25 protein-coding genes are annotated in these 25,415 nt (G+C 57.1%); 6 read left to right on the top strand and 19 right to left on the bottom strand.

Annotated features, from left to right (window positions below; genetic code table 11):
• Positions 1-7 precede the first annotated feature (7 nt).
• Genes fabG through yceD form a run of 6 tightly spaced genes read right to left on the bottom strand, consistent with a single transcriptional unit; the run spans position 8 to position 4,423 of the window.
• Entirely contained in the window at positions 8-742 is a 735-nt protein-coding gene (fabG, locus tag AB3U87_RS19045) for a 3-oxoacyl-ACP reductase FabG (RefSeq protein WP_125290771.1), read from the bottom strand.
• Between the two features lie 13 nt (positions 743-755).
• Positions 756-1,685 carry an ACP S-malonyltransferase gene (fabD, locus tag AB3U87_RS19040; protein ID WP_301252721.1) on the bottom strand — a complete coding sequence of 310 codons (930 nt, stop codon included), beginning with the start codon at positions 1,683-1,685 and terminating at the stop codon, positions 756-758.
• 16 nt (positions 1,686-1,701) lie between these two features.
• Entirely contained in the window at positions 1,702-2,655 is a 954-nt protein-coding gene (locus AB3U87_RS19035; protein WP_125290773.1) for a beta-ketoacyl-ACP synthase III, read from the bottom strand.
• Between the two features lie 6 nt (positions 2,656-2,661).
• Positions 2,662-3,693: a phosphate acyltransferase PlsX gene (gene plsX, locus AB3U87_RS19030; protein WP_301252720.1), complete on the bottom strand. Its 1,032-nt coding sequence runs from the start codon at positions 3,691-3,693 to the stop codon at positions 2,662-2,664.
• 23 nt (positions 3,694-3,716) lie between these two features.
• The gene (rpmF, locus tag AB3U87_RS19025) at positions 3,717-3,887 is read right to left on the bottom strand and encodes a 50S ribosomal protein L32 (protein ID WP_013025362.1); all 171 of its coding nucleotides are present in this window, start codon (positions 3,885-3,887) and stop codon (positions 3,717-3,719) included.
• 14 nt (positions 3,888-3,901) lie between these two features.
• A complete protein-coding gene (gene yceD / locus AB3U87_RS19020; protein ID WP_125290775.1) occupies positions 3,902-4,423 on the bottom strand; it encodes a 23S rRNA accumulation protein YceD in 522 nt (173 codons plus the stop codon).
• Between the two features lie 142 nt (positions 4,424-4,565).
• On the opposite strand from yceD, the gene AB3U87_RS19015 reads away from it, so the two are divergent.
• Positions 4,566-5,150, top strand: coding sequence for a Maf family protein (locus tag AB3U87_RS19015; protein ID WP_253454597.1), 585 nt, complete (start codon positions 4,566-4,568; stop codon positions 5,148-5,150).
• A gap of 429 nt (positions 5,151-5,579) precedes the next feature.
• On the opposite strand, the gene rluC is transcribed toward AB3U87_RS19015, so the two are convergent.
• Positions 5,580-6,542: a 23S rRNA pseudouridine(955/2504/2580) synthase RluC gene (gene rluC, locus AB3U87_RS19010; RefSeq protein WP_253461018.1), complete on the bottom strand. Its 963-nt coding sequence runs from the start codon at positions 6,540-6,542 to the stop codon at positions 5,580-5,582.
• Between the two features lie 569 nt (positions 6,543-7,111).
• Here rluC and rne point away from each other — a divergent pair.
• Both rne and AB3U87_RS19000 read left to right on the top strand, forming a co-directional pair.
• Positions 7,112-10,990, top strand: coding sequence for a ribonuclease E (gene rne, locus AB3U87_RS19005; RefSeq protein WP_394150104.1), 3,879 nt, complete (start codon positions 7,112-7,114; stop codon positions 10,988-10,990).
• 535 nt (positions 10,991-11,525) lie between these two features.
• Positions 11,526-12,098 (top strand): flavin reductase family protein, encoded by a 573-nt coding sequence (locus tag AB3U87_RS19000; RefSeq protein ID WP_301252714.1) that lies wholly within the window; start codon positions 11,526-11,528, stop codon positions 12,096-12,098.
• A 98-nt stretch (positions 12,099-12,196) separates the two neighbouring features.
• Here AB3U87_RS19000 and flgL read toward each other — a convergent pair whose 3' ends face one another.
• The 11 genes from flgL to flgB all read right to left on the bottom strand — a co-directional run bounded on the left by flgL (position 12,197) and on the right by flgB (position 22,086).
• Positions 12,197-13,162: a flagellar hook-associated protein FlgL gene (gene flgL, locus AB3U87_RS18995; RefSeq protein ID WP_253454600.1), complete on the bottom strand. Its 966-nt coding sequence runs from the start codon at positions 13,160-13,162 to the stop codon at positions 12,197-12,199.
• Positions 13,163-13,182: 20 nt separating this feature from the next.
• Positions 13,183-14,835 carry a flagellar hook-associated protein FlgK gene (gene flgK / locus AB3U87_RS18990; protein WP_253454601.1) on the bottom strand — a complete coding sequence of 551 codons (1,653 nt, stop codon included), beginning with the start codon at positions 14,833-14,835 and terminating at the stop codon, positions 13,183-13,185.
• Between the two features lie 116 nt (positions 14,836-14,951).
• On the bottom strand, positions 14,952-15,911 hold the full coding sequence (gene flgJ, locus AB3U87_RS18985) for a flagellar assembly peptidoglycan hydrolase FlgJ (protein WP_301252713.1): 960 nt from the start codon (positions 15,909-15,911) through the stop codon (positions 14,952-14,954).
• Positions 15,911-17,008 (bottom strand): flagellar basal body P-ring protein FlgI, encoded by a 1,098-nt coding sequence (locus tag AB3U87_RS18980; protein ID WP_301252711.1) that lies wholly within the window; start codon positions 17,006-17,008, stop codon positions 15,911-15,913. Before AB3U87_RS18980 ends, flgJ begins: the two co-directional genes overlap by 1 nt.
• Before the next feature lie 9 nt (positions 17,009-17,017).
• Entirely contained in the window at positions 17,018-17,719 is a 702-nt protein-coding gene (locus tag AB3U87_RS18975) for a flagellar basal body L-ring protein FlgH (protein WP_253454603.1), read from the bottom strand.
• Positions 17,720-17,785: 66 nt separating this feature from the next.
• A complete protein-coding gene (gene flgG, locus AB3U87_RS18970; RefSeq protein ID WP_125290784.1) occupies positions 17,786-18,568 on the bottom strand; it encodes a flagellar basal-body rod protein FlgG in 783 nt (260 codons plus the stop codon).
• Positions 18,569-18,584: 16 nt separating this feature from the next.
• On the bottom strand, positions 18,585-19,325 hold the full coding sequence (locus AB3U87_RS18965) for a flagellar basal body rod protein FlgF (RefSeq protein ID WP_253454604.1): 741 nt from the start codon (positions 19,323-19,325) through the stop codon (positions 18,585-18,587).
• 21 nt (positions 19,326-19,346) lie between these two features.
• Positions 19,347-20,555, bottom strand: a complete 1,209-nt coding sequence (gene flgE, locus AB3U87_RS18960) for a flagellar hook protein FlgE (RefSeq protein ID WP_253454605.1) — start codon at positions 20,553-20,555, stop codon at positions 19,347-19,349.
• Positions 20,556-20,581: 26 nt separating this feature from the next.
• The gene (gene flgD / locus AB3U87_RS18955; protein ID WP_253454606.1) at positions 20,582-21,253 is read right to left on the bottom strand and encodes a flagellar hook assembly protein FlgD; all 672 of its coding nucleotides are present in this window, start codon (positions 21,251-21,253) and stop codon (positions 20,582-20,584) included.
• A gap of 11 nt (positions 21,254-21,264) precedes the next feature.
• A complete protein-coding gene (gene flgC / locus AB3U87_RS18950; RefSeq protein ID WP_253454607.1) occupies positions 21,265-21,669 on the bottom strand; it encodes a flagellar basal body rod protein FlgC in 405 nt (134 codons plus the stop codon).
• Positions 21,670-21,672: 3 nt separating this feature from the next.
• Positions 21,673-22,086 carry a flagellar basal body rod protein FlgB gene (flgB, locus tag AB3U87_RS18945; RefSeq protein WP_125290789.1) on the bottom strand — a complete coding sequence of 138 codons (414 nt, stop codon included), beginning with the start codon at positions 22,084-22,086 and terminating at the stop codon, positions 21,673-21,675.
• A 155-nt stretch (positions 22,087-22,241) separates the two neighbouring features.
• Here flgB and flgA point away from each other — a divergent pair, with 155 nt between their 5' ends.
• From flgA to flgN, 3 genes are all read left to right on the top strand, one after another.
• Positions 22,242-22,907, top strand: a complete 666-nt coding sequence (gene flgA, locus AB3U87_RS18940; RefSeq protein ID WP_253454608.1) for a flagellar basal body P-ring formation chaperone FlgA — start codon at positions 22,242-22,244, stop codon at positions 22,905-22,907.
• Positions 22,908-23,009: 102 nt separating this feature from the next.
• The gene (gene flgM, locus AB3U87_RS18935) at positions 23,010-23,303 is read left to right on the top strand and encodes a flagellar biosynthesis anti-sigma factor FlgM (protein WP_394150098.1); all 294 of its coding nucleotides are present in this window, start codon (positions 23,010-23,012) and stop codon (positions 23,301-23,303) included.
• Between the two features lie 8 nt (positions 23,304-23,311).
• The gene (flgN, locus tag AB3U87_RS18930; protein WP_125290792.1) at positions 23,312-23,743 is read left to right on the top strand and encodes a flagellar export chaperone FlgN; all 432 of its coding nucleotides are present in this window, start codon (positions 23,312-23,314) and stop codon (positions 23,741-23,743) included.
• 87 nt (positions 23,744-23,830) lie between these two features.
• Here flgN and murJ read toward each other — a convergent pair whose 3' ends face one another.
• A complete protein-coding gene (gene murJ, locus AB3U87_RS18925; RefSeq protein ID WP_253454609.1) occupies positions 23,831-25,369 on the bottom strand; it encodes a murein biosynthesis integral membrane protein MurJ in 1,539 nt (512 codons plus the stop codon).
• Between the last annotated feature and the right edge of the window lie 46 nt (positions 25,370-25,415).

The following is a 25,415-nucleotide window of genomic DNA, read 5'->3' as shown; positions in this document are numbered from 1 at the left end:
GCGATTATCAGACCATATACATTCCGCCGTTGACGTGCAGCGTCTCACCAGTGATGTACGCCGCCTCGTCAGAGGCTAAAAATGCAACGGCACTGGCGATTTCCTGCGCGCCGCCTAAGCGACCCGCCGGCACTTCCGCCAGGATGCCCGCACGCTGCTCTTCAGTCAGCGCACGCGTCATGTCGGTTTCAATGAAACCGGGAGCCACAACGTTAACGGTAATACCACGTGACGCGACTTCACGCGCCAGTGACTTGCTGAAGCCGATCAAACCCGCTTTTGCTGCCGCGTAGTTTGCCTGACCCGCATTACCCATTGTTCCAACAACGGAGCCAATGGTAATAATTCGGCCCACGCGTTTTTTCATCATAGCGCGCATTACCGCTTTTGACAGGCGGAATACGGAAGTCAGATTAGTGTCCAGGATATCCTGCCACTCGTCGTCCTTCATACGCATCAGAAGATTATCACGCGTAATGCCAGCATTATTGACTAAAATGTCCACTTCGCCAAATTCTGCGCGAATATTTCCCAACACTTCGTCAATAGACGCGCTGTCGGTAACATTCAGCAGCAGGCCTTTGCCATTGCTGCCCAGATAAGCGCTGATTGCATCCGCACCGCTCTGGCTGGTAGCGGTACCAATCACCTTCGCGCCACGCGCGACCAGGGTTTCTGCAATCGCACGGCCAATGCCGCGGCTCGCGCCGGTCACCAGCGCAATTTTTCCTTCGAAGCTCATCTTCATCCTCTTTTTACTGCTCGATCGCCGCTGACAGGCTGGCCGCATCGCCGATCGCCGTTGCCGTCAGGGTGTCTACAATTCGTTTTGTCAGGCCGGTCAGCACTTTGCCAGGCCCTGCTTCCAGCAGCGACGTAACGCCCTGCTGCGCCATGAACTCTACGCATTCAGTCCAGCGAACCGGGCTGTAGAGCTGGCGAACCAGCGCGCTGCGGATCGCTTCAGGCGACGTTTCGCACTTAACATCCACGTTGTTGACGACCGGCACGGTTGGCGCGCTAAAGACAATCGCCTCCAGCGCGACGGCCAGCTTGTCCGCAGCGGGCTTCATCAGCGCGCAGTGCGACGGGACGCTAACCGGCAGCGGCAGCGCACGTTTTGCGCCAGCGGCTTTACAGGCTGCGCCAGCGCGTTCTACCGCCGCTTTGTTGCCCGCGATAACAACCTGACCTGGCGAGTTAAAGTTCACCGGAGAAACAACTTCGCCCTGCGCCGACTCTTCGCAGGCTTTAGCGATAGCCGCGTCGTCCAGACCGATAATCGCCTGCATGGCGCCCGTGCCTGCCGGCACCGCTTCCTGCATCAGTTTGCCGCGCAGTTCGACAAGTTTGATCGCTTCTTTGAAGTCGATCACGCCTGCGCAAACCAGCGCACTATACTCGCCCAGGCTGTGTCCTGCCAGCATTGCAGGCTGAGATCCGCCTTTTTCCTGCCAAACGCGGAAAATAGCAACAGATGCAGCCAGCAGAGCGGGCTGCGTCTGCCAGGTTTTGTTCAGTTCTTCAGCAGGGCCGTTTTGCACCAGCGCCCACAGATCGTAACCCAGCGCGTCGGAAGCTTCGCGAAACGTCTGTTCTACCAGCGCGTTTTCTGCCGCCAGTTCGGCCAGCATACCCACGGTCTGCGAACCCTGACCTGGAAAAACCATAGCAAATTGCGTCATTGTTATATCCTGTTAATCAAAAACGAACCAGCGCCGAGCCCCAGGTGAAACCGCCGCCAAAGGCTTCCAGCAGAATAAGCTGACCTGGCTTGATGCGGCCATCGCGCACCGCTTCATCCAGCGCGGTCGGCACAGAGGCGGCAGACGTGTTGCCGTGACGATCGAGCGTGACCACGACCTTATCCATTTCCATACCCAGCTTGCGCGCGGTAGCGCTGATAATACGCAGGTTGGCCTGATGCGGCACCAGCCAGTCAATCGCTTCGCGCTCAAGGTTATTGGCCTGCAGCGTTTCTTCAACGATATGCGCCAGCTCCGTCACGGCAACTTTGAAGACTTCGTTGCCGGCCATGGTGACGTAAGAAGGCTGTGCCTGATTCTCACGATCCTGGTTAGCCAGCGTCAGCAGCTGCCCGTAGCGGCCGTCGGCGTGCAGATGGGTGGAAATGATGCCCTGCTCTTCGCTGGCGCCAAGCACCACGGCGCCCGCGCCATCGCCGAACAGAATGATCGTGCCGCGATCCTCAGGATCGAGCATACGCGCCAGCACGTCGGAACCAATCACCAGCGCATTTTTTACCGCACCGTTTTTAATGTACTGATCGGCGACGCTCAGGCCGTAGGTGAAGCCCGCACAGGCCGCCGCCAGATCGAAAGACGCGGCGTCTTTAATATCCAGCATTTGCTGGATCATGCAGGCGGAGCTTGGGAAGGCGTGGCTGGAGGAGGTCGTTGCCACCACAATCAGGCCGATATCGTCTTTATCGATACCCGCCATTTCCAGCGCGCGCTCGGCGGCATGAAAGCCCATCGTCGCCACGGTCTCGTCGGGCGCAGCGATGCGACGTTCACGGATACCGGTACGGGTGACAATCCACTCGTCCGACGTATCCACCATTTTTTCCAGATCGGCGTTAGTCCGCACCTGTTCAGGCAAATAGCTGCCCGTACCGATAATCTTTGTATACATGTCCGCTCAGTCACTCTTAGGTAATACAGTTTCAAGGCGGGCGGCAATCCTTTCCGGAAGTTGCCGCCGCACCGCCTGCTCTGCCTGTTCTATCGCCGCAACAAATGCGCGCTGGCTGGCGCCGCCGTGACTTTTTACCACGGTTTTGCGTAGCCCTAACAGGCAGGCGCCATTGTACTGGTCGGGGTTAAGATGACCGAAGCGCTTAGCCAGGCGTTTTTTCAGCAAACGCCCCAGCAGCGACAGCCACCAGGCCCTTTTTTTACCTTCTGGCGATTGCAACAGCGAAAGAAACACTCTGACCACGCCTTCCATTGTCTTTAACGTGACGTTGCCGATGAAACCATCGCACACAAGGACGTCCGTTTTCCCGGTAAGGAGTTCGTTGCCTTCGAGGTATCCAATATAGTTAATTTCCGGCGCGTCACGCAGAATACCTGCGGCGTCCCGAATCGTTTCCAGACCTTTGGTTTCTTCCTGCCCAATATTCAGCAGCGCAACGCGCGGTCGGCTGATGGCCAGCACTTCTTCCGCCATGACCGCACCCATTATCGCGAATTGCACCAGCATAGCGCTATCGGAATTCACGTTAGCGCCTAAATCCAGCAGCACCGTTTTGCCAGCCCGTACGTTGGGCAGCACGGTCATTAGCGCCGGACGCTCGATACCGTTTAACGATCCGAGCATGAGCTTGGCCAGCCCCATCAGCGCGCCGGTATTGCCTGCGCTGACGCAGGCGTCGGCCTGTCCTTCTTTTACCAGCTCAAGCGCCACGCGCATTGAGGAACCCCGGCTATGGCGAATAGCCTGTGCCGGTCTGGCATCACTGGCAATAACCGACTCGGCAGGAATAATCTGTAGACGTTCCCGGAGCGCGGAATCAGCTTTTGCGAGTAATGACGTGAGTGTGTCGGGATCGCCGACCAGAAGAAGATGTAGCTGCGGATCGGACGCCAGTGCCTGCATTGCCGCAGGCACTGTCACGCAGGGACCGAAGTCCCCGCCCATGGCATCAATCGCCAGGGTCAAACGTGTCAAAGTATCGCCGGCTGGGCCGTGAGTTACTTAACGATGACCTTGCGACCGCGGTAGTAACCATCCGCAGTGATGTGGTGACGCAGATGCGTTTCGCCAGAAACTTTATCTACGGAAAGAGTGGCAGTGGTCAGCGCATCGTGTGAACGACGCATGCCACGTTTGGAACGGGTTGGTTTATTCTGTTGTACGGCCATGGACCTTACTCCTATTACTTACGCTTTAAACTGGCTAATACGGCAAATGGGTTTGGTTTTTCCGCCTCTGCAGGCAACTTGCCAAAGACCATGTCCGCCTCGGACACTTCACAGTGTTCAGAATCATGCACCGGAACGACCGGCAGGGCGAGGATAACTTCATCTTCCACCACCGCCAGCAGGTCGATTTCGCCAAACTCGTTGACTTCGACCGGCTCGTACGCTTCCGGCAGTGCCTCCGCCTGCTCGTCATTGACGATCGGGCTGAAGCAATACGTTACGTGGACAGAATGCGGAAAGTTCTGGCCGCAGCGTTGACAACACAGCGTAACGGAGACCGCCGCAGTGCCTTTCAGCACCGCTAAACGCTGATTGTCGATTGCGAACGACATCGAACATTCTACATCGCTATCCACACTCACTACCGATTCGGCAAGACGCTCCACCTGTTCAGGGGTGTAAACGCCCTGGTAGTCCAGGCGTTTCTGAGCGGTGCGAACCGGATCGAGAGTCAGGGGTAATTTTACCTTTTGCATAGGGCGCGCATATTAACTTTGTAACGAGTTAGAGTCAAAGAAAAAGGCCGTTTAACAGCATCTTTCACCCATTATTCGCAACCAGTGCGGCGCATAGTTTAAAATGTCCTGCACTCCTGCGCTATCTATTCCGGAAAAAATTATGACACAGCTGGTTCTGGCTTCAACCTCCCCTTTCAGAAAAGCCTTGCTTGAGAAACTGGGCCTCGCTTTTATTACCGCAGCGCCGGAGGTGGATGAAACGCCGCAGACCGGCGAATCTGCGATAGATCTGGTGCAGCGCCTTGCCGGCCAGAAGGCCCGCGCGCTGGCGGCAAGCTATCCTGACCATCTGATTATAGGCTCCGACCAGGTTTGCGTAATAGACGGTAAAATAACCGGAAAACCGCATACGGAAGAGAAAGCCTGCGAGCAGTTACGCCAGGCCAGCGGCCATAGCGTGATTTTTTATACCGGCCTTGCGCTTTTTAATAGCCGGACGAAAAGCATAAAGGCGATCTGCGAACCTTTCAGCGTGGATTTCAGATTATTAACGGAGCAGGAGATTATTAATTATGTTCGCAAAGAGCAGCCTCTGGGCTGTGCAGGCAGCTTTAAGAGCGAAGGATTAGGTATTACGCTGTTCGACAGATTAACGGGCCGCGATCCTAATACGCTGGTCGGGCTGCCGCTAATCGCGCTTTGCGAAATGCTGCGCGAGGCGGGAATGGATCCGCTGGCAGGTTAGGATCCTGTCGGCTCGGCAGCTTCTGGCTGGTCAGAAATTTTGAGGCTGGCAGGTCGTTTCTGGCTTGTCAGGAGGTTCAAGGCTATACGTAAGTCCCCATGGGCTAAGTCGCTTTAGCCTGTAAGAAAGCGGGAGGGGCCATCCGGAACCGGGACACGCAAAAAACGTCATCCCTGACACGCTCGGTTCGCTTATCCGGACAGCGCCTCCCGCCATTAGCCTTAGCGTAGCGCCAGGGAGGAATCGCTTAAAAACAGGGCCTGCAATTTATCACTGATTTATTGAAGGCATAGTATTTAAGACATACGATCGTCCGTTATCTCTCACTGGCGAACCGTCTTTACCGCTGACGATTGCCAGAACCGGTTATGACCTGCCTTTACTGACGCTGAGCATCCATGCCAATGTCGAATAACGCTGCACTAAAGATCACTTCGCCGGAGAGGTTTTTCGCAATACGGCCAGGCAGTGCTTCAGCTCATCATCCAGCGGCGCTTCCACTCGCATCACTTCTCCGCTGTTCGGATGGGTGAACTTAAGCGCGGCGGCGTGCAGAAACAGCCTTTTCAGACCCGTTCCCGCCAGCTGAGCATCGAAATCTCTTTCGCCATAGCGATCGTCAAAGGCAATCGGATGCCCCGCATGCAGCGTGTGTACGCGGATCTGGTGCGTCCGCCCGGTAATGGGGCTGGCTTTGACCAGCGTCGCCTTTTCATAACGCTCTTCAACTTTGAAACGCGTTTCGGAAGGCTTGCCTTCGCTACTTACCCGCACCACGCGCTCGCCGCTTTGCAAAATGTTTTTCAGCAGCGGCGCCTGCACCGCTTTTACATGGGAAGGCCACGAGCCGCGCACCAGCGCCAGGTAGTCTTTCTGCATTCCCTTTTCACGCAGCTGTTCATGCAGCGAACGCAGCGCGGAGCGTTTTTTTGCTACCAGCAGGATGCCAGAGGTATCGCGATCCAGACGGTGCACCAGCTCCAGGAAACGCGCCTCCGGACGCAGCGCCCGCAGGCCCTCGATTACGCCGAAGCTTAGCCCGCTGCCGCCGTGAACGGCGGTGCCTGAGGGCTTATTCATCACCAGGATATAATCGTCTTCATAAACGATAGCGTTCGCCAGCGCGGCCACCTTATCCAGCTTTGGCGAAACGGCCGCTTCTTCGCGTTCTGCGACCCGAACCGGTGGAATACGCACTTCATCCCCGGCTTCCAGCTTGTATTCCGGCTTAATGCGTCCTTTATTTACCCGCACTTCGCCCTTGCGCAAAATGCGATAAATCATGCTTTTCGGCACGCCTTTTAGCTGCGTGCGTAAAAAATTATCGATGCGCTGCCCCGCGTCATCGGCGGCGATAGTCACAATTTGAACTGCTGGAGTATTGGTTTTCATGGTTGGCGATTCTAAATAGAGCGTCAGCATAGCGCCACTTCTTTTTCTGTGCTTAACTGACAGTGACCTCTGCCGCAGAAGGTTTATGCCTGTTTTTTCGGCAATTTGCTGAAAAGCGCTGCAAATCGTTTTAAAAGCTGGAATAAACTTCGCAGAGCGGGAAAAGTCACCTTGCTATCACAAGCTTAGCAGTGGAATAATGATTCCGTTTTACTGGCTCAACGCATGTGAAACAAGAGAATAGCGTTATAAGAATTTTGCCGGATCGTACATACACGCAGCAATGGCGTAAGACGTATTGTGCAATCAGGCATTTAGCGGGCTGCGGGTTGCAGCCTGGACGACAAGACGGGACAGGTTCACTCTGGTACCACTGGTGGTTATCCCTCTTTATAAACGCGCTGTTTTTCCAGTTGAAAAGCAGGCTACCGAGATTTGCGCCCCTTGAGCTGGCGACAACCGGGAGGTTGACGGCTTTGCGATGAGACACGGGGCCATCGGTTTAGACGCGTCCAGCGTTACTATGCCCGTAGCTTTGTCACTAATGTAAGAATAATGAGTAAGTTACGATGAAAAGAATGTTGATCAACGCAACTCAACAGGAGGAGTTGCGTGTCGCCCTTGTAGACGGACAGCGTCTGTACGATCTGGATATCGAAAGCCCAGGACACGAACAGAAGAAAGCCAATATCTATAAAGGTAAAATTACCCGCATCGAACCCAGCCTTGAAGCCGCCTTCGTTGACTACGGCGCTGAGAGACACGGTTTTCTCCCTCTGAAAGAAATCTCCCGCGAAAACTTTCCTGCCAACTATTCCTCTCATGGCCGTCCTAATATCAAAGACGTGCTGCGTGAAGGTCAGGAAGTTATTGTTCAGATTGATAAAGAAGAGCGCGGCAATAAAGGCGCGGCGCTGACTACCTTTATTAGTCTGGCCGGCAGCTACCTGGTGCTGATGCCGAACAATCCGCGCGCGGGCGGCATTTCCCGCCGTATCGAAGGCGATGACCGCACCGAGCTGAAAGAAGCGCTTTCCGCGCTGGATCTCCCGGAAGGCATGGGACTGATCGTGCGTACCGCAGGCGTCGGCAAATCCGCCGAGGCGCTGCAGTGGGATTTAAGCTTCCGTATGAAGCACTGGGAAGCGATTAAAAAGGCTGCCGACAGCCGCCCTGCTCCCTTCCTGATCCATCAGGAAAGCAACGTTATCGTTCGCGCCTTCCGCGACTATCTGCGTCAGGATATCGGCGAAATCCTTATTGATAACCCGAAAGTGCTGGAGCTGGCTCGCCAGCATATCGCCGCGCTGGGCCGTCCCGATTTCAGCAGCAAAATCAAGCTGTACACCGGCGAAATCCCGCTGTTCAGCCATTACCAAATCGAATCGCAAATCGAGTCGGCCTTCCAGCGTGAAGTGCGTCTGCCTTCCGGCGGCTCTATCGTTATCGATTCCACCGAAGCGCTGACCGCTATCGACATCAACTCCGCGCGCGCTACCCGCGGCGGCGATATCGAAGAAACCGCCTTTAATACCAATCTGGAAGCGGCGGATGAAATTGCCCGCCAGCTGCGCCTGCGTGACCTGGGCGGCCTGATTGTTATCGACTTTATCGATATGACGCCGGTTCGCCACCAGCGCGCGGTAGAAAACCGCCTGCGTGAAGCCGTGCGCCAGGATCGTGCCCGTATCCAGATTAGCCATATCTCGCGTTTCGGCCTGCTGGAGATGTCGCGTCAGCGCCTCAGCCCGTCGCTGGGCGAATCCAGTCATCACGTCTGCCCTCGCTGTAGCGGCACCGGCACCATCCGTGATAACGAATCGCTGTCGCTTTCTATTCTGCGTCTGATTGAAGAAGAAGCGCTGAAAGAGAACACCAAAGAAGTCCACGCTATTGTTCCGGTACAGATCGCATCCTATCTGCTGAATGAGAAACGTGAAGCGGTAAGCGCCATTGAAAAACGCCAGGGCGGCGTGCGCGCGATTATCGTGCCTAACGATCAGATGGAGACACCGCACTACTCCGTGCTGCGCGTGCGCAGCGGCGAAGAAACGCAGACCCTCAGCTATCATCTGCCAAAGCTGCATGAAGCCGAAATGGCGCTGCCTTCGGAAGAAGAGCACGCCGAGCGCAAACGTCCTGAGCAACCAGCTCTGGCCGCGTTTGTAATGCCGGATGCGCCGCCCGTGCCGCACGAGCCGGAACCAGAAGCGCCTGTCGAGCCTGCTGCTGTCGCTCAGCCTGCCGCCGCGCCTGCTGCTAACGAGCCGGGCCTGGTCGGCCGCTTCCTGCGTGGCCTGAAGAAGATGTTCGCTGCCGAAGAGAAGCCAGCCGAACAGCCTCAGCCTGCCGCCGTGGTGGAAGAAGAAGAGAAAGCGCCGGAAGCTACCCCGCCGCGCAGCGAGCGTCGTAACAACCGCCGTCAGAATAACCGTCGCGACCGCAACAATGGCGATCGTTACGGTGACCGTAGCGAGCGTAACGACCGCAACGGTGAACGCAACGACCGCAACGGCGAACGTAACGATCGCAACGGCGAACGTAACGACCGCAACGGTGAACGTAACGACCGCAACGGCGAGCGTAATGACCGCAATGGCGAGCGTAATGACCGCAACGGCGAGCGTAATGACCGCAACGGCGAGCGTAATGACCGCAATGGCGAACGTAACGACCGCAACGGCGAGCGTAACAACAATCGCAACAGCAATCGTAACGAGCGCATGGTGCGCGACAGCGATCCGCAGGCGGAAGCACGCGAAGAGAATCGTCGCAACAAACGCAACGTCACGCCGCAGGATGATGCGCCGGTCAGTGAAGAAGTTCGCAACCAGCAGCGTGAAGAGCAGCAGCAGCAACGCCGCGAACAGCGCGCCGAGCGCAAACGTCGTCAGGAAGAAAAACGCCTGGCCGCTCAGGAAGAAAAAGTTGAAAGCGCACTGCCAGAAGAAGAAGCGGCTGTCGCTGTTGAACAGGGTGAAGAGCAGGTTCAGGTAATGCCGCGTCGTAAGCCGCGCCAGCTGAGCCAGAAAGTGCGTATCGAGACGGCTGAGCAAACCGCAGCCCGCTCTTTCGCGCCGGAAGAAGCCGCGCCAGCTGAAGAACAGCAGCCAGCCCTGACCGAAGCGGTGGATATCGTGGAAGCTGATGAGGAAGAGCGCGACACCAACAGCATGCCTCGTCGTTCACGTCGTTCGCCACGTCATCTGCGCGTTAGCGGCCAGCGTCGTCGTCGCTATCGTGACGAGCGTTACCCGAACCAGTCGCCGATGCCGCTGACCTTTGCCGCCGCTTCCCCGGAAATGGCTTCAGGTAAAGTGTGGGTCTCCTATCCGGTAGCCCATATCTCTGATAACCATGAGATTGAGCAGTCGGTAGTGCCGGATTACGGTCACGAAGAGACGGCCGCAGCCGTTGCCGTGGCGGTCGCTGAAAGCCTGCCGCAGGACGTACAGGACGAAGCGCAGCCGGTACATATCGCTGAGCCAGTCTCTGTCGAGCCAACAACATCGGCTGAAATCGCTGCTGCCGTAGCGCCAACAGCCGTAACCGACAACGCTGCGATTGCTGCGCCGGTGAATGAAGAACCTGCCGTTATCTCCGCCGCTGACGAAGAAGTCGCACAAGAGGTTGCACAGGCCGCCTTCCCGGCTGCGGAACCCGCAGAAAGCGAAGCTGCCGATCGGGCTTTCGCCGCCGACGTCAGCGAGCAAACAGAGCAGCAGGTAGCCGAAGTGCTTAACGCGCCAGAAGTCAAAGCACCCGTAGTGGCTTCCGAGCCGCACGCGCCGGTTGCCGGTCGCGACGAGCCTGCTTCTGCGTCCGCACAGGCGGTAGCGCCAGCAGCGCAGACTGAGGCTCCGGCCCAGGCTGAAGCAGCAGCGCCAGTAGCGCAGACTGAGGCTCCGGCCCAGGCTGAAGCCGCAGCGCCAGCAGCGCAGGCTCCGGCTCAGGCTGAAGCCGCAGCGCCAGCAGCACAGGCTCCGGCTCAGGCTGAAACAGCAGCGCCAGCAGCACAGGCTCCGGCTCAGGCTGAAGCCGCAGCGCCAGTAGCACAGGCTCCGGCTCAGGCTGAAGCAGCAGCACCAGCAGCGCAGACTGATGCTCCGGCTGAAGCAGCAGCGCCAGCAGCCCAGGCTGAAGCACCGCGTGTTGCTTCCGCTGCGCCAGCGCGTCCTCAGGCACCTGCTGAAGCCGCTCCACAGGCTCAGGCAGCACCAGCGTCAACAACAGCCGTTGCTGAAAAAGCGCAGCCTGAAGTTGCCGCGCCGGCCTTTAAACATCATGCCACGGCACCGATGACCAAAGCGCCAGCGCCTGAGTACCAGGCAGAACCTGCTCGCAACAGCGACTGGGTGCGTCCTTCCTTCAACTTCGAAGGCAAAGGTTCCGCAGGTGGTCATGCCGCCACTCATCAGGCGACGGCTCCGGCTACCCGCCCTGAGTAAGCAGCAAGGCTGATAAAAAGCCCCGGTCACTGACCGGGGCTTTTTTTTGCCTGAGCTGGCGCAATACTATGCTGGCTGCGCGATATGCGCCGCTTCTCCGCTATTAATCATTATTTTTGGTAGTAATTATCCGCGCCAATCGCTCGATTTCCGGCCTTGGTCGGGATCAGGCCGGCCAGGCGGCTACGCGATGGCGTTGCCGATTATTTTTCACGCTATGACGTGCTGATTACGTAAGTGCTGCCCGTTCCTGCTCATAAACATGGCGTTGAACAGTTTACTATTGCGGGGCAAAGCGTTGACGCAACCTGTCTGCAAGGGGCGACGGTACCGCTTAACATAACCGGTTTACCCGGCGTGTCGCTTCCTTTTGGTACGGGCAGTGCAGATCGTCAGTAAATGGCATGCAGAAGCGACTGCTTTACACGTGGTTTCGTTACCGGAAGCCGTTACTCCGGTGAAGGGATGCCATCCGGCATTGTCATATCCCGCCGCCACGCTTAGCTTTATTTATCCATTTCAAAGGAGGCTATTTATGGATGCTTTTTTTCAACCTGTTGAACTCGAAAAAGCTTATCGGCTGATCAATCACGGCCCAACAATCCTGGTGTCGGCAACACATGAAGGCGTCGAAAACGTGATGTCCGCCGCCTGGGCGTGCGGACTGGATTTCAAACCGGCAAAATTAACGGTGGTGCTTGATAAAAGCGCTTTTACCCGCCGCCTGATTGAAGCCAGCGGTCAGTTTGTTATCCAGGTTCCCACCGCCGCGCAGGCCGACCTTGTGCATTACCTGGGCACCCATTCACGCCATCAAGAGCAGGATAAACTGTTGAAATCGGGCGTGGATCTTTTCTCCGTGCCGGAAGTTGCGCCGCCGCTGGTGGCAGGCTGTGCCGCCTGGCTTTTTTGTCATCTTATCCCGCTTGAACAAAATCAGCAGGATCATGATTTATTTATCGGGGAAATTAAAAGCGCGTGGGCTGACAGCCGGGTGTTCAGAGAAGGTCACTGGCACTTTGAAGAAGCGGGCGATGAGTGGCGCAGCCTGCACTATATTGCCGGCAAACATTTCTATACTACCGGCACGTCGCTGGTGGTGGAATAAGCAAACAACAGGCAAAAAAAACCCGTCGTCAGGAGGTTAATCTGAAGACGGGGAAAAAACGGACGCACCCGGTTTAAGCGCGTCCAAAATGGGTAAACCTAAGAATTCATTTTAAACAGCGACATCTGCGACATGGAGCTGAACACTTTATAAGACGCCTGTAGCGCAGCCTGCTTCATGGTGTAAGACGAAATCGTGCTGGTGTAATCGGCATCTACCAGATTACTCATCTGGGTCGCCTGGCTCAGCGCGGTATCGTCAGATTTCGCTTCAATGCTGTCCAGCTCGCTCAGCTGCGTACCCACTTCGGACTGAACTTTCAGCACGTTGTTCATGGAGTTACGCAGGCCACGGTTGGCCTTAGCCATATCCGCTGCCGCCGCATCTTTGGTCGCGCCGTCCGCATTCGCCAGCGGCTGCTTCAGCGAGTTAATCGCCGTGTTCAGCGTGGTGAAGATGTTGCTTTCACTGGCGCTGCCGTCCGGCTCCGCCACCGCATTGCTGGTCAGCGAGGTAAAGACCTGGCTGCCGGTGTGGCTGGTGGTCATGGTGCGGCTGGCATCCACTTTCTGGCTGATGGCGGTATCGCCGCCGCTGTAGGCGACGTTGCCGCTGGCATCCTGAGTGAAAGGCGCCGTATCGGACTTGTAACCGGCAAAAATATAGCGGCCGTTACCGTCCGTGGAGTTCGCCAGGTTCATCAGCTGATCGCGCAGGCTGGTGAGCGTGGTTGCATAAGTCGAGCGGTCTTCGTCCGACAGTGTGCCGGTTGAAGCCGCCACTACCGCCGTTTGCGCCTGGGTGATCACGCTGGTCACCTGAGACAGATTGGTGGCTTCCTGCGACAGGCTGCTGGTGGCGAAGTTACGCGCCGTTTTGTACTGGCTGGTCTCGGCCTGAGCCTGAGACAGCACAACGGCCTGGGCCGCCGCGACCGGATCGTCCGAGGGCCTGACCACGCGTTTGCCGGTCGATAACTGTTCGCCTGACTTCAGCCAGCTGGCCTGCGAATCAGAAATGCCGCGCATTTGCTGGTCATAAATCATTGTGGTGCTTAAACGCATGATTTTATCCTTCTGAGGAATCAGCTTACGGCGCCAATCAGCGCGTTAAATATGGTCGTGGCGGTCTGCAAAATCTGCGCATTGGCCGTGTAATACTGCTGATAGCGCGTCAGGTTGCCGTATTCTTCATCCAGGTTCACACCGGAAACGGACTGCTGCTGATTGGTCAGCTGCGTCACCACGTTGCCCTGCGTGGTGCTGGTCGTTTGCAGGTTGCTGGTTTTGTTACCGATAGAGGCAACCATGCTGGCGTAGCCCTGCGTCACCGTGCTGCTGCCGCCAATCACTTTTTTGGTCTGCAAATCCAGCAGCGACTGAGCATTTTTGTTGTTGCTCACACCATTATCGGCATCGCCAGCGGCGACTTTAGCTTCGTCGGTGATATTGACGCTCATATTGGTGATAACGTTGGCAACCGGCTTCACCAGGAAGCTGTCCTTCGCCGTTGGCGTACCGGACACCGTCAGCTGCAGGCCATCAAAGTTCAGCGTGGTGTTGCCGCTGGCGTCCGTAGACGGGTTCGCGGACACGCTGGCATTGTCGGAAAGACGCTTTACGCTCCAGCCGTTGGTGTCGTAGCTCACCTTATAATCAGACGCTTTTACCGCGCTGGTATCGGTCCAGGCTGCCGAAAGCGAAGCCGTCTTGCTGTTATTGGTGTTGGACGTCACCGACGGGCCGCCGAGGTTAAAGAAGGCCTCGCCCGCGTCGCCGTTGCTGTCATAGCCCGCTTTGTGCTGGGTATTGAAGCTGTCGCCCAGCGCCATCGCCATCTGGCCAAGCTGGTTACGGGTATTATCCAGATCGGTGCGGAAAGCCAGCAGGCCGCCCAGCGAGCCGGTGGTCACCAGGCTTTCCGGGATTTCCGTCGCCTTACCGCTGGTATTATCCACCATAGCGATAGTTTTACGGCTCGGATCGCTGCTGGCAGAAACGGAAGCCAGCTTACTGTAGCTGTCGCCCTGCACCAGCGAAATACCGTTGCCGATGCTGATGTTATAGCTGCCGCCGTCCTGCTGGCTGACGGTTACGCCGACAATTTTGTTCAGATCGCTGACCAGCTGATCGCGCTGATCCATCAGATCGTTAGGCTCGTTGCCCGCGCCCGCGCCTTTCAGCTTGGTGATCTGCTGGTTGATATTGGCGATCTGCTTAGCGTAGCCGTTGATCTGATCGACGCTGGAGGTGATCGAGGTGCTCAGGCTGCTGTCTACGTTACGTAAATAAGTATCCGTAACCCTGAACTGGTTAACCAGACCGTCGGCCTTACCCAATACCGCCTGACGCGAAGACGAGTCGGAGGCATTGCTGACCAGCGTTTGCAGCGAAGAGAAGAAATCCTGCACGGTGGTCGACAGCGTATTGGTGGTGCTGGAAAACATATCGTCAATGTTGGACAGCTGGCTGTACTGCGTGGTCAGCGCGCTGGACTGGGTGCTGGCGCTGCGCAGCTGATTGGTAATAAAGGCATCGTATTCGCGGTTGACGCTGGCCACCGCCACGCCGTTGCCATAATACTGCGTGCCGTTCAGCGTGCTGCTTGCCTGGGCAAGAACCGTAGTCTGACGTGAATAGCCAGCAACGTTGTAATTGCTGATGTTGTTACTGGTGGTGCTCAGCGCGGCCGAAGCGGCGTTGATACCGGTCATAGCGGTGTTAATTAAGTTAGACATGTCGGTTCCTTATTGCTCCAGCACGGGCCGGCATTACAATCGGTTGCCGGCATGCGCTGATGCGGAACCGGCTTTTAAACGTTATCGGCAAAAATAAGGCAAACTTGAGCGGAAAATCAGAACAAATCGCCGATATCCTGGCTATAGGCTTTCACTACTTTCTCGCCCATGTTCTTGAATTGTTGGATCATTCCCACCAGCTTCTGCGCATACTTCGGATCGGTGGCGTAGCCTGCCGCCTGAAGCGCCTGCGCGCCCTGCTCCGGCGTTGCCGCCGTGGTCACCGCCTGGTAGCGCGGGTTGTTGGCAATCAGCTTCACATAGTCGCTCAGCGCATCGAAATAGGAGTCATAAACGCGGAATTTGGCTTTCACCTTTTTCGCTTCGCCGTGTTCATATTCGGTGGTGGTGATTTCGGTGGTTTTGCCCTGCCAGCTGCCCGTCGCCTTAATGCCGAAAAGGTTAAAGCTTGGCTTGCCTTCTGCGGTCATGATCTGCCGCTGGCCCCAGCCAGACTCCAGCGCGGCCTGCGCCAGGATCAGGTGATGAGGAATACCGGTACCGGCGCTGACTTCTTTCGCCGGCTGCGACAGTTTGGCAATAAAGTCAGCGCTGTCGCCGCTGAGCGGCCTGTCCGGCGAAGCAGGCAGGCGCGGCACGGCGCGACGGACGATCCGCTCCTGCTCTGTTTCCATCGCCATCGCCAGCGGCGGCAGCGTGTTGATAAAGTCTTTATCCAGCCTCATCGGCACGGTGCCCGCTTTCTCATCGGGCGCCTGCGCCTGCTCCATCTGCTTGACCATCATGTCGGCCAGGCCAAGCCCTTTCGAGGCGATTTCCTGCCCAATCTGCTGATCGTACATTGAGGTATAAAGACGCGTCTGTTCGGTGCTCAGCAGACCATCCTGCGGCAGCGCCTGGCGCATACTTTTCAACATCATTTGCACAAACATCCCTTCTACCTGTTTGGCGACTTCCCGCGCATGCGCTTTCGGGTCGTTGCTGGCCTGGCGTTTCAGGTTGTTCAGTGAGCCGCTGTCGTAGGCGGCTCCCATCAGAGACTGGGCGTTGCTCATCAGATAATTTCCAGTTTGGCGTGCAGACAGCCCGCGCTCTGCATTGATTGCAGGATGGACATCAGGTCGATCGGCGTGGCGCCTAAGGCGTTCAGGGCACGAACAACGCTGTTCAGGTTGGCACTGGCGTTTACGCTTTGCAGCGCGCCGCCGCTCTGGCGCAGGTCGATCTGCGTTTGCGGCGTGACCGTGGTCTGGCCGCCTGCGAACGGCGTGTTCGGCTGGCTGACGTTCTGCTGCTGGTTAACCGTGACCGACAGGTTGCCCTGAGCGATAGCGCAGGAGCTGAGCATCACTTCGCGATTCATTACCACCGAGCCGGTGCGCGAGTTGATAATCACTTTTGCATCCTGAATCGGCACGGAAACATCGATGTTCTGGATATCAGCCAGCAGGCGAACCTGAGAGGTGCCGTTAGCGGAAACCTGCACCTGCACGGTACGGCCATCCAGCGCCTGAGCAGAGCCGTAGCGACCGTTAATCGCGTCAGCAATACGCTGCGCCATGCTGAAGTCTTCTTCATTCAGGAACAGATTGATCACGTTAGACGCGCCGAAGCTGTTCGGTAACTCACGCTCGATGGTCGCGCCGCCGGTAATACGGCCGCCGTTCACCTGGTTAACGGTGACGCTGCTGCCGCCGGCAGAAGCGCCCGCGCCGCCCACCAGGATGTTGCCCTGCGCCAGCGCATAAACCTGGTTATCCACACCTTTCAGCGGGGTCATCAGCAGCGTGCCGCCGCGCAGGCTTTTGGCGTTACCCATAGAAGAAACCACCACGTCAATCACCTGGCCCTGACGGCCAAAGGCAGGCAGCTTGCCGGTGACCATCACCGCCGCGACGTTTTTCAGCTGCATGTTGGTGCCGCTGGGCACGGTAATGCCCAGCTGCGACAGCATGTTGTTCAGACTTTGCGTGGTAAACGGCGTCTGGGTAGTCTGGTCACCGGATCCATCCAGCCCGACAACCAGACCGTAACCGATCAGGGAGTTGTCGCGCACGCCGCCAACCGTGGTCAAATCGCGAATGCGATCGGCGTGGGCAAAAGCGCTGACCGCAGTCAGCAGCAGCAGGGTGAATCGAATAATCTTACGCATTTTAACCTCTTAGAATGGTGACAGGTTCAGGAAGAACCGTTGCAGCCAGCCCATCGTCTGTGCCTCATTGATATAGCCGTTGCCGACGTACTCAATGCGGGCATCCGCCACCTGGGTCGAAACTACGCTGTTGCTGCCGCTGATGGTGCGTGGGTTAACCACGCCCGAGAAGCGGATAAATTCCGTACCCTGGTTAATCTCAATCTGTTTCTCACCAACCACTTTCAGGTTGCCGTTCGGCAGCACCTGATTCACGGTCACGGTGATGACGCCGATAAAGGTGTTGTTCGCCGTTGCGCCGCCTTTACCTGCAAAGTCGCTCTTGCCGTTGGCGTCGATATTGGTTTTTTCGCCGCCCAGCAGGCCGGTCAGCGCGGAAGGCAGCGCCGTCAGACCAAGGGATGCGCTACCGTCACGTCCTGCGGAGGCCGTGGAGCTTTTGCTCGCACTGACGTTTTCCTGCAGGGTAATGGTCAGCGTATCGCCGATATTACGTGGACGACGATCCTCGAACAGCGGCTGGTAGCCGTAGTTCATCGGCATCACGCCCTGAAAAATGGAGCCGTTAACCACAGGCGGCGAAGCGGCCAGCGGCTGGGCCGTTGTCGAACCTTCAACCAGGGGCTGACGTGGAACTAAAGCACAACCGTTAAGCGTCAGAAGCGCTAAGGCTACTAACAAGCGTCCAGGCACTGAAATTTGCTTCGCCATGGAATTAACCTTTAATCATTAGAGAAAACTTTTATTAAGCGCCGGGCGAACCCGGCACGGTCTTACTTACAGCTGAGTCAGTTTGGCCAGCATCTGATCGGACGTGCTGATTGCCTTACTGTTGATCTCATAGGCGCGCTGAGTCTGGATCATGCTGACCAGCTCCTCGGCAACGTTTACGTTGGAGGTTTCAACGTAGCCCTGATAGAGCAGGCCCGCGCCGTTGTTGCCCGGCGTGCTGTCGGTCGGTGCGCCCGATGACTGCGTTTCCTGGTACAGGTTTTCACCTTTGCTTTCCAGGCCAGCATCGTTAATAAAGGTGCTCAGCGTCAGCTGGCCGACCTGCGTAGGCTGGGTCTGACCCTGCACCGTCACGCTGACCACGCCGTCACGGCCGATAGTCATGTTCAGGGCGTTGGCCGGGATAGTGATCGCCGGCTGCACCGGGAAACCGGCGTTGGTCACCAGCTGGCCGTTCTGGTCAGTCTGGAAAGAGCCGTCACGGGTATAGGCCAGCGTGCCGTCCGGCATTTGTACCTGGAAATAACCCTGCCCGCTGATCGCCACATCTTTCGATGAGTCGGTTTTGTTCAGGTTGCCCTGAGTGTGCAGACGCTCGGTCGCTACCGGACGAGTACCGGTACCCAGCTGCATCCCGGAAGGCAGAGAAGTCTGTTCAGAAGACTGCGCGCCAGGCTGACGAATGGTCTGATACATCAGATCTTCAAACACGGCACGCTGGCGTTTAAAGCCGTTGGTGCTGACGTTCGCCAGGTTGTTCGAGATAACGTCCATATTGGTCTGCTGAGCATCAAGACCGGTTTTGGCAATCCATAAAGAGTTAATCATGTTAGTTCCTCTGCTCTTAGCTCATTGACAGCAGCTGGTTAGCGCGTTGTTCGTTTTCATCGACGCTGGAGATGACTTTCATTTGCATCTCAAAGCGGCGTGCGTTGGCGATCATATCGACCATGGTCTGGCTGGAGCTGACGTTGCTGCCCTCCAGTACGCCAGGCATCACCTGAATGGTCGCATCGGCCTGCAGGGTTTGCGCTGCGCCGGTCGGACGGAACAGGCCGTCGTCGCCGCGAGTGACTTCCGAGCTGGTGGCTTTTACCAGCTTCAGACGTCCCAGCTGGACAGTGGCGTTCGGCGGATCGCCAGGGTTCAGCGCGGTAATCGTACCGTCAGCGGCAATGGTGATTTCCGAGCCTTGCGGTACGGCAATCGGTCCGCCGTCGCCCATCACCAGTTTGCCCTGGATGGTGAGCTGTCCGGCCGGGTTCAGCTCCATGTTGCCGTTGCGGGTGTAGGCCTCAGCGCCATCCTGAGCCTGCACGGCCAGCCAGCCATCCTGACGAACGGCGACGTCCAGCGAACGTCCCGTGTAGTCCATCGCGCCCGGGGTCATATCTGAGCCCGGCGTCGAAGCCGTCACCAGCGTACGTGTCGGCAGTGACTCGCCCTGCACCGGCACGGCGCGCAGCGCGTTCAGCTGCGCACGGAAGCCAGGCGTGGAGGCGTTGGCCAGGTTGTTCGCCGTGACTGCCTGCTGTTGGAGGGTCTGACTGGCAGCCCCCATTGCGGTATATATCGCGTGATCCATTTGACTCCCCTGTTAGCCGAATTAACGCAGGTTGACCAGGGTGTTGAGGATCTGGTCCTGTGTTTTAATGGTCTGGGCGTTAGACTGATAGTTACGCTGTGCCACAATCATGTTGACCAGTTCTTTACTCAGGTCGACGTTGGAAGACTCCAGCGCGCCTGCGGTCAGCGTACCCAGGTTACCGGTGCCCGCCAGGCCAACCAGCGCCTGACCAGAAGAAGCCGTTGCTGACCACACGTTGTTGCCTTCAGACTTCAGGCCTTCCGGGTTAGCAAAGTTAGCCAGGGCGATCTGACCCAGGGTCTGGGTTTTCTCGTTGGAGTAGTTACCTACTACCGTGCCGTCGTTGTTGATCTGGTAGCTGGTCAGTTCGCCCGGCTTGTAACCATCCTGCGTTGGGTTGCCGAAGGTGCTGGTGCCGGTGTTCTGCTGCTGGCTGCCCGCCATGTTCAGCGTGAAGTTAGTGGCAGCAGAACCGTTCAGGCCCGCCAGCGTAATCGCCTGCGTCGCGGTGGATGTCATCTGGCCGCTGGTATCAAAAGTCATGTTGAACGTGCCCACGTCAGCGGTTGGGTTCGCCGAGCTGCCGTCCTTCACGTTCACCGTCCAGGCGTTGTCAGCCGTTTTGGTGAAGTACAGGTTCAGGTTGTGCTCGTTACCCAGCGAGTCATAGGTGGTCATTGACGCTTTGCTGTTGTAAGAGCTGGTATTGTTAATATCCAGCGGCGTGGTCGTCGGCACGCTGTCGGTTGAGTTCAGGTTAGCTACCAGTGCCGCTGCGCTGGTGGATTTCGCCGCCATCGCCGTGGTTGGTACGCTCAGCGCAACCGGGTTAGCACCGGTCTGCACGGTTGGCGGCGTGCCGGTTGCCGGATAACCGGTCAGCTGCAGGCCGTTGGCGTTAACGATGTTACGGTTAGCGTCCAGCGTGAACTGGCCGTTACGGCTGTAGTAAACCGCGCCGCTGGCGTCAGCCATACGGAAGAAGCCGGCCTGGCTGATTGCCACGTCCAGGCCACGGCTGGTAGAAGTGGTCGTACCGTCGTTAAAGTCCTGGGTTACCGCAGCTACTTTTACGCCCAGACCGACTTTAGAATCGGCGAACATATCAGCGAAGGAAACGGTAGCGGATTTAAAACCCACCGTTGCGGAGTTGGCGATGTTGTTGCCGATAACGTCCAGGTTGCTGGATGCTGCGTTTAAACCGCTGACTGCCTGAGAAAATGCCATGTGTGTATTCCTGAATCGGGGTTAAGTTAAATAATCTGACGAACATTCGCGATGGTGGTCTTACCCATCGTGCCGAGGTCGAGAACGGCACCGCTGGTGTCGTTAGTAACCCCATTGACTAATGCATAATTCAGCGGCTGCGCGACCAGCTGTCCGGTAGCGTTGCTGGCGCTGATGGCCACGTTATATTTGCCGTCGCCTGCGGTGGTGCCGTCTGCTGACGAACCATCCCAGGAGAAGGTGTGGACGCCGGCGCTGAGCGCACCCAGGTTAATGGTTTGCACTACCTTGCCAGAAGGATCGGTAATGGTGGCGGTGGTCGCCGTTGAAGCCTGTTCCAGGCTAACGCCAAACGGCGTGGTCTGACCGCTGCCGACCAGCACCTGCGAGCCGTTAACCATCACGCCTTTGCCGATCAGGGTGGAAGCCTGCAAAGACTGTCCGCTGTTGATCTGGCCGGAAATCGATCCCAGCGTGGTGTTCAGTTTTTCAATGCCGCTCAGGGTATTGATCTGTGCCAGCTGTGTAGTCAGCTGGCCGTTATCCATTGGGTTCGTCGGATCCTGGTTTTTTAACTGCGTGACCAGCAGGGTCAGGAAGTTACTTTGCAGGTCGGCTGCCGTTTTATCGGTAGTCGACGACGAAGAAGTAATAGCTGTGTTGTCAAGTGACTCATTAACGCCAACGGTAATGCCCATCTGTCTGTTCCTTATTGACCCATCGTCAGGGTTTTCATCATCATTTGTTTAACGGTGTTCAGCACTTCAACGTTGGCCTGGTAACTGCGCGACGCCGACATGGTGTTAACCGTTTCCCCGACCACGTCCACGTTTGGCATCTTGACGTAACCTTTCGCGTCGGCCATTGGGTTGCCCGGTTCGTAAACCAGCTTCGCTGGCGTAGGATCGTCCACTACCTGCGCGACGCGTACGCCGCCGGTCGCTGCGCCTGGCGCCGCATCGGTCTGGAAAACCACCTGCTTCGCCACGTAAGGCTGACCGTCCGGCCCGGTTACGCTGTCGGCGTTGGCCAGGTTACTGGCGCTGACGTTCAGACGCTGCGACTGGGCAGCCATTGCCGATCCGGCGATATTAAAAATGTTCAGTAAAGCCATTTATTATTGCCCCTGTAATACGGACATCATGCCTTTGATCTGGCCGCTGATAAGAGTCAGATCCGTTTGATACTTCAGGCTATTATCGGCAAATTCGGTACGTTCGCGGTCCATATCCACCGTGTTGCCATCCAGCGAGGGCTGGGACGGCACGCGGTACATCAGATCCATTGATGCCGGTGCAGAAGACTGCGCAGCAATATGGCGTGACGAGGTGACCGCCAGCGACATGCCCGTTCCCTGCGCTCGCCCCTGCTCCATCACTTTGCTCAGCTGGCTGGCGAAATCGATATCGCGCGCCTGATAGCCTGGCGTGTCCGCGTTAGCGATATTGGATGCCAGGATTTCCTGCCTCTGTGCACGCAGGTTAAGTGCTTCAGTGTTAAACCGTAGGGCTGCGTCGAGTTTGTCGAGCATGTTTCCTCCGCAATTGAAAATTCAGTGGGGAGAGAATAAGCGGGTTAGGATTAATCCGATCGGCAGAATAGCGCTAAAAAGCGTCGTTAATTTGCGCCTTGACTTTGCGGCCCCGTGCGTAGAATCGTCGCCATGTTGCAGCGAGGATGAAAAATATGCGTGTGTTGACTCTCTTCCTGATGAGTCTGAGTCTGGCAACGGTTAGCGCCAGCGCCGCCGACCTGACGGCCCAGCTCAATCAATTTTTTAAAGCCCGCTATGGGGAAACCGGCCAGGGTGCCGATACCCTGAGCGTGGTAGTGAAAACGCCGCAGGGGCAGTGGCCCGCCTGTGATGCACCGCAATTTTCCTTACCGGGCAATAGCCGGATGTGGGGCAACATGAGCGTGGCCGCCAACTGTGGCCAGAACCGGCGCTATCTACAGGTACAGGTGCAGGTTGAAGGCGATTATCTGGTGGCGGCTCGCCAGGTCGTGCGCGGTACCGCGCTGACCGCGGACGATTTAAAAGTGGTGCATGGCCGTCTGGATACGCTGCCGGCGCGTGCGGTGATCAATATGGCCGACGTGGCCGACGCTGTCGCGCTGCGGGACATCGTGCCCGGCCAGCCGCTGACGATGATGATGGTGCGCCAGCCGTGGCGCGTGAAGGCCGGCGACAACGTCAATGTTATCGCCAGCGGAGACGGTTTTAACGTCGCCAGCGAGGGCCGCGCCATGAACAACGCCACGGCGGCGCAGCCGGTCAGAGTACGCATGAATTCAGGGCAGATTGTGAGCGGGAAAGTCGGCTCCGATGGGAATATTCTTATATCGTTGTAAAGCGTTAAAGATGGCTTCATCTCTGCCGATAGTGTAAATAACAGACGTAATACACTTGAGCAATTCAGGCCGCTATTTGCCTGAGCAAACTGGAGCCAGATTATGAGCATTGACAGAACTCAACCTATGAAGCCGGCCAGTACCGTGCAGCCTCGCGATCTTCCTGAAATGGCTACGCCGAAGGCGCAGAAGGTAGAGACAAAAACAACCGAATCAGGTACCCAGGTGGTACTGAGCGGCGCACAGTCACAGCTGACCAAATCCAGCTCGCAGGATATTAATACCGCGCGCGTTGAGCAGCTGAAGACCGCCATCCGTAACGGCGAACTGAAAATGGACACCGGCAAAATCGCCGACGCCCTGATCCAGCTAGCCAAAGACTCTTTAAAAGGTTAATCAGGTAAATGACTAAACTGTTGAACGCGCTCGATAAAATGCTGGAAGTCCTGAAAAGTCTGTCTGACGTAATGGCGGCAGAGCAACAACAGCTCTCGAGCGGTCAGATCAACAGCAGCCTGCTGCAACGTATTACGGAAGATAAAAGTTCGCTGCTGGCCACGCTCAATTTCCTTGAGCAGCTGCGCCGCGATGCGGAGAAAGAAGCGGGCTTCCACGCGCCCTACAGCGGTCAGCCGGAAATGGCTCGTCGCTGGGCTGCGCTACAGGAGCAGACGGTAAAACTGCGCGATACTAATTTGCATAACGGGATGTTGCTTAACCATCAAATCACCTTTACGGAAAAGGCGATTGAGGTATTAAAGCCCTATCAGACCCAGAAGTTTTATGGCCCGAACGGCCAGGCAACTTCAAGCGGCTTTATCAGCCGTAAGGTATAAAGCGCCGTCACTACCCCGGCCTGCGCCGGGTTTTGCGTTTTAGTGAGTGCAGAAGCTAAAAACCCCGTTTTGCAACGGGGTTTTGTTTTATATGGCCGTAGTGCGGGCGAAATCCTTAACGCGGAATCCCAGCAGCGCCAGCACCGCAAAGTAGACGCCGCCGCCAACGGCGCAGACCGCCGCCAGACGCAGCAAACGCATCAGCATATTGCCCTGCGCCCATTCCGGCATGACCCACATCATCCCTGCCAGCGCGGCCGCCATAGCGATAACCGCGATAACCAAACGCAGCAAAAAGCTGAACCAGCCAGGCTGTGGCAGAAATATTTTCTGTTTGCGCAGCTGCCAGTAAAGCAGCGCGGCGTTCAGACAGGCCGCCAGACCAATCGACAGCGACAAACCGGCATGTTTCAGCGGGCCGATAAAGGCCAGGTTCATTACCTGCGTCATAATCAGCGTCACGATGGCGATTTTGACCGGCGTTTTGATGTCCTGCCGCGAATAAAAGCCCGGCGCCAGGATTTTCACCACGATCAGCCCCATCAGTCCGACCGAATAGGCGACCAGCGCGCGCTGGGTCATGGCCGCGTCAAACGCGGAGAATTTCCCATACTGAAACAGCGCGACGGTCAGCGGCTTAGCGAGGATCCCCAGTGCAACCGCGCTTGGCAGCGCCAGCACGAAGCAGAGGCGCAGTCCCCAGTCCATCAGACGGTTATATTCATCGTGATTATTGCTGGCGAAGCTTTTGGCCAGCGAGGGCAGCAAAATGGTGCCCAGCGCCACGCCCAGCACCCCGGAAGGAAACTCCATCAGGCGGTCGGCGTAGTACATCCAGGAAACGGAACCGGAAACCAGAAATGAAGCGAAAATAGTGTTGATAATCAAGGAAATCTGGCTGACGGACACGCCCAGGATCGCTGGCCCCATCTGGCGCATCACCCGCCAGACGCCCGCATCCTTCAGGTTAAGGCGCGGCAGCACCAGCATGCCAATTTTCTTTAAATGCGGCAGCTGATAGCCCAGCTGTAAGACGCCGCCGACCACCACGGCCCAGGCCAGCGCCATCACCGGCGGGTGGAAATGCGGGGCCGCGAACAGCGCAAAGCCGATCATGCTGATGTTCAGCAGCGTCGGCGCAAAGGCCGGCACGGAAAAGCGGTTCCAGGTATTCAGGATCGCGCCCGTCAGTGAGGCCAGCGAAATCAGCATGATATAGGGAAAGGTGACGCGCAGCAGCGCTGAAGTCAGCGCAAACTTGTCGGCCGTATCGGCAAAGCCGGGCGCGGTCACTAAAATCACCCAGGGCGCGGCAAACATCCCGGCCACGGTAATAATCGCCAGCGCCAGCGTTAACAGCCCCGAGACGTAGGCGATAAACACCCGCGTCGCCTCCTCGCCCTGCTTGCTTTTGTACTCCGCAAGGATCGGCACAAAGGCCTGAGAAAAGGCGCCTTCGGCAAAGATGCGGCGCAGCAGGTTCGGCAGTTTAAAGGCGACAAAGAAGGCGTCGGTTGCCATTCCCGCGCCGAACACTCTTGCCACGATGGCATCGCGCGCAAAGCCCAGCACGCGAGAAAACAGGGTCATCGAGCTGACCGCTGCCAGGGATTTCAACAGGTTCATGATCTTCGATTCTTTTAAAGGAGGTGGCGCGCCACGGTTATCATCC

It is taken from the genome of Erwinia plantamica, assembly GCF_043420595.1.
Classification (GTDB): domain Bacteria; phylum Pseudomonadota; class Gammaproteobacteria; order Enterobacterales; family Enterobacteriaceae; genus Erwinia; species Erwinia aeris.
The sequence above is the reverse complement of the archived record's forward strand: the minus strand, read 5'-3'. Positions and strand labels throughout refer to the sequence as shown.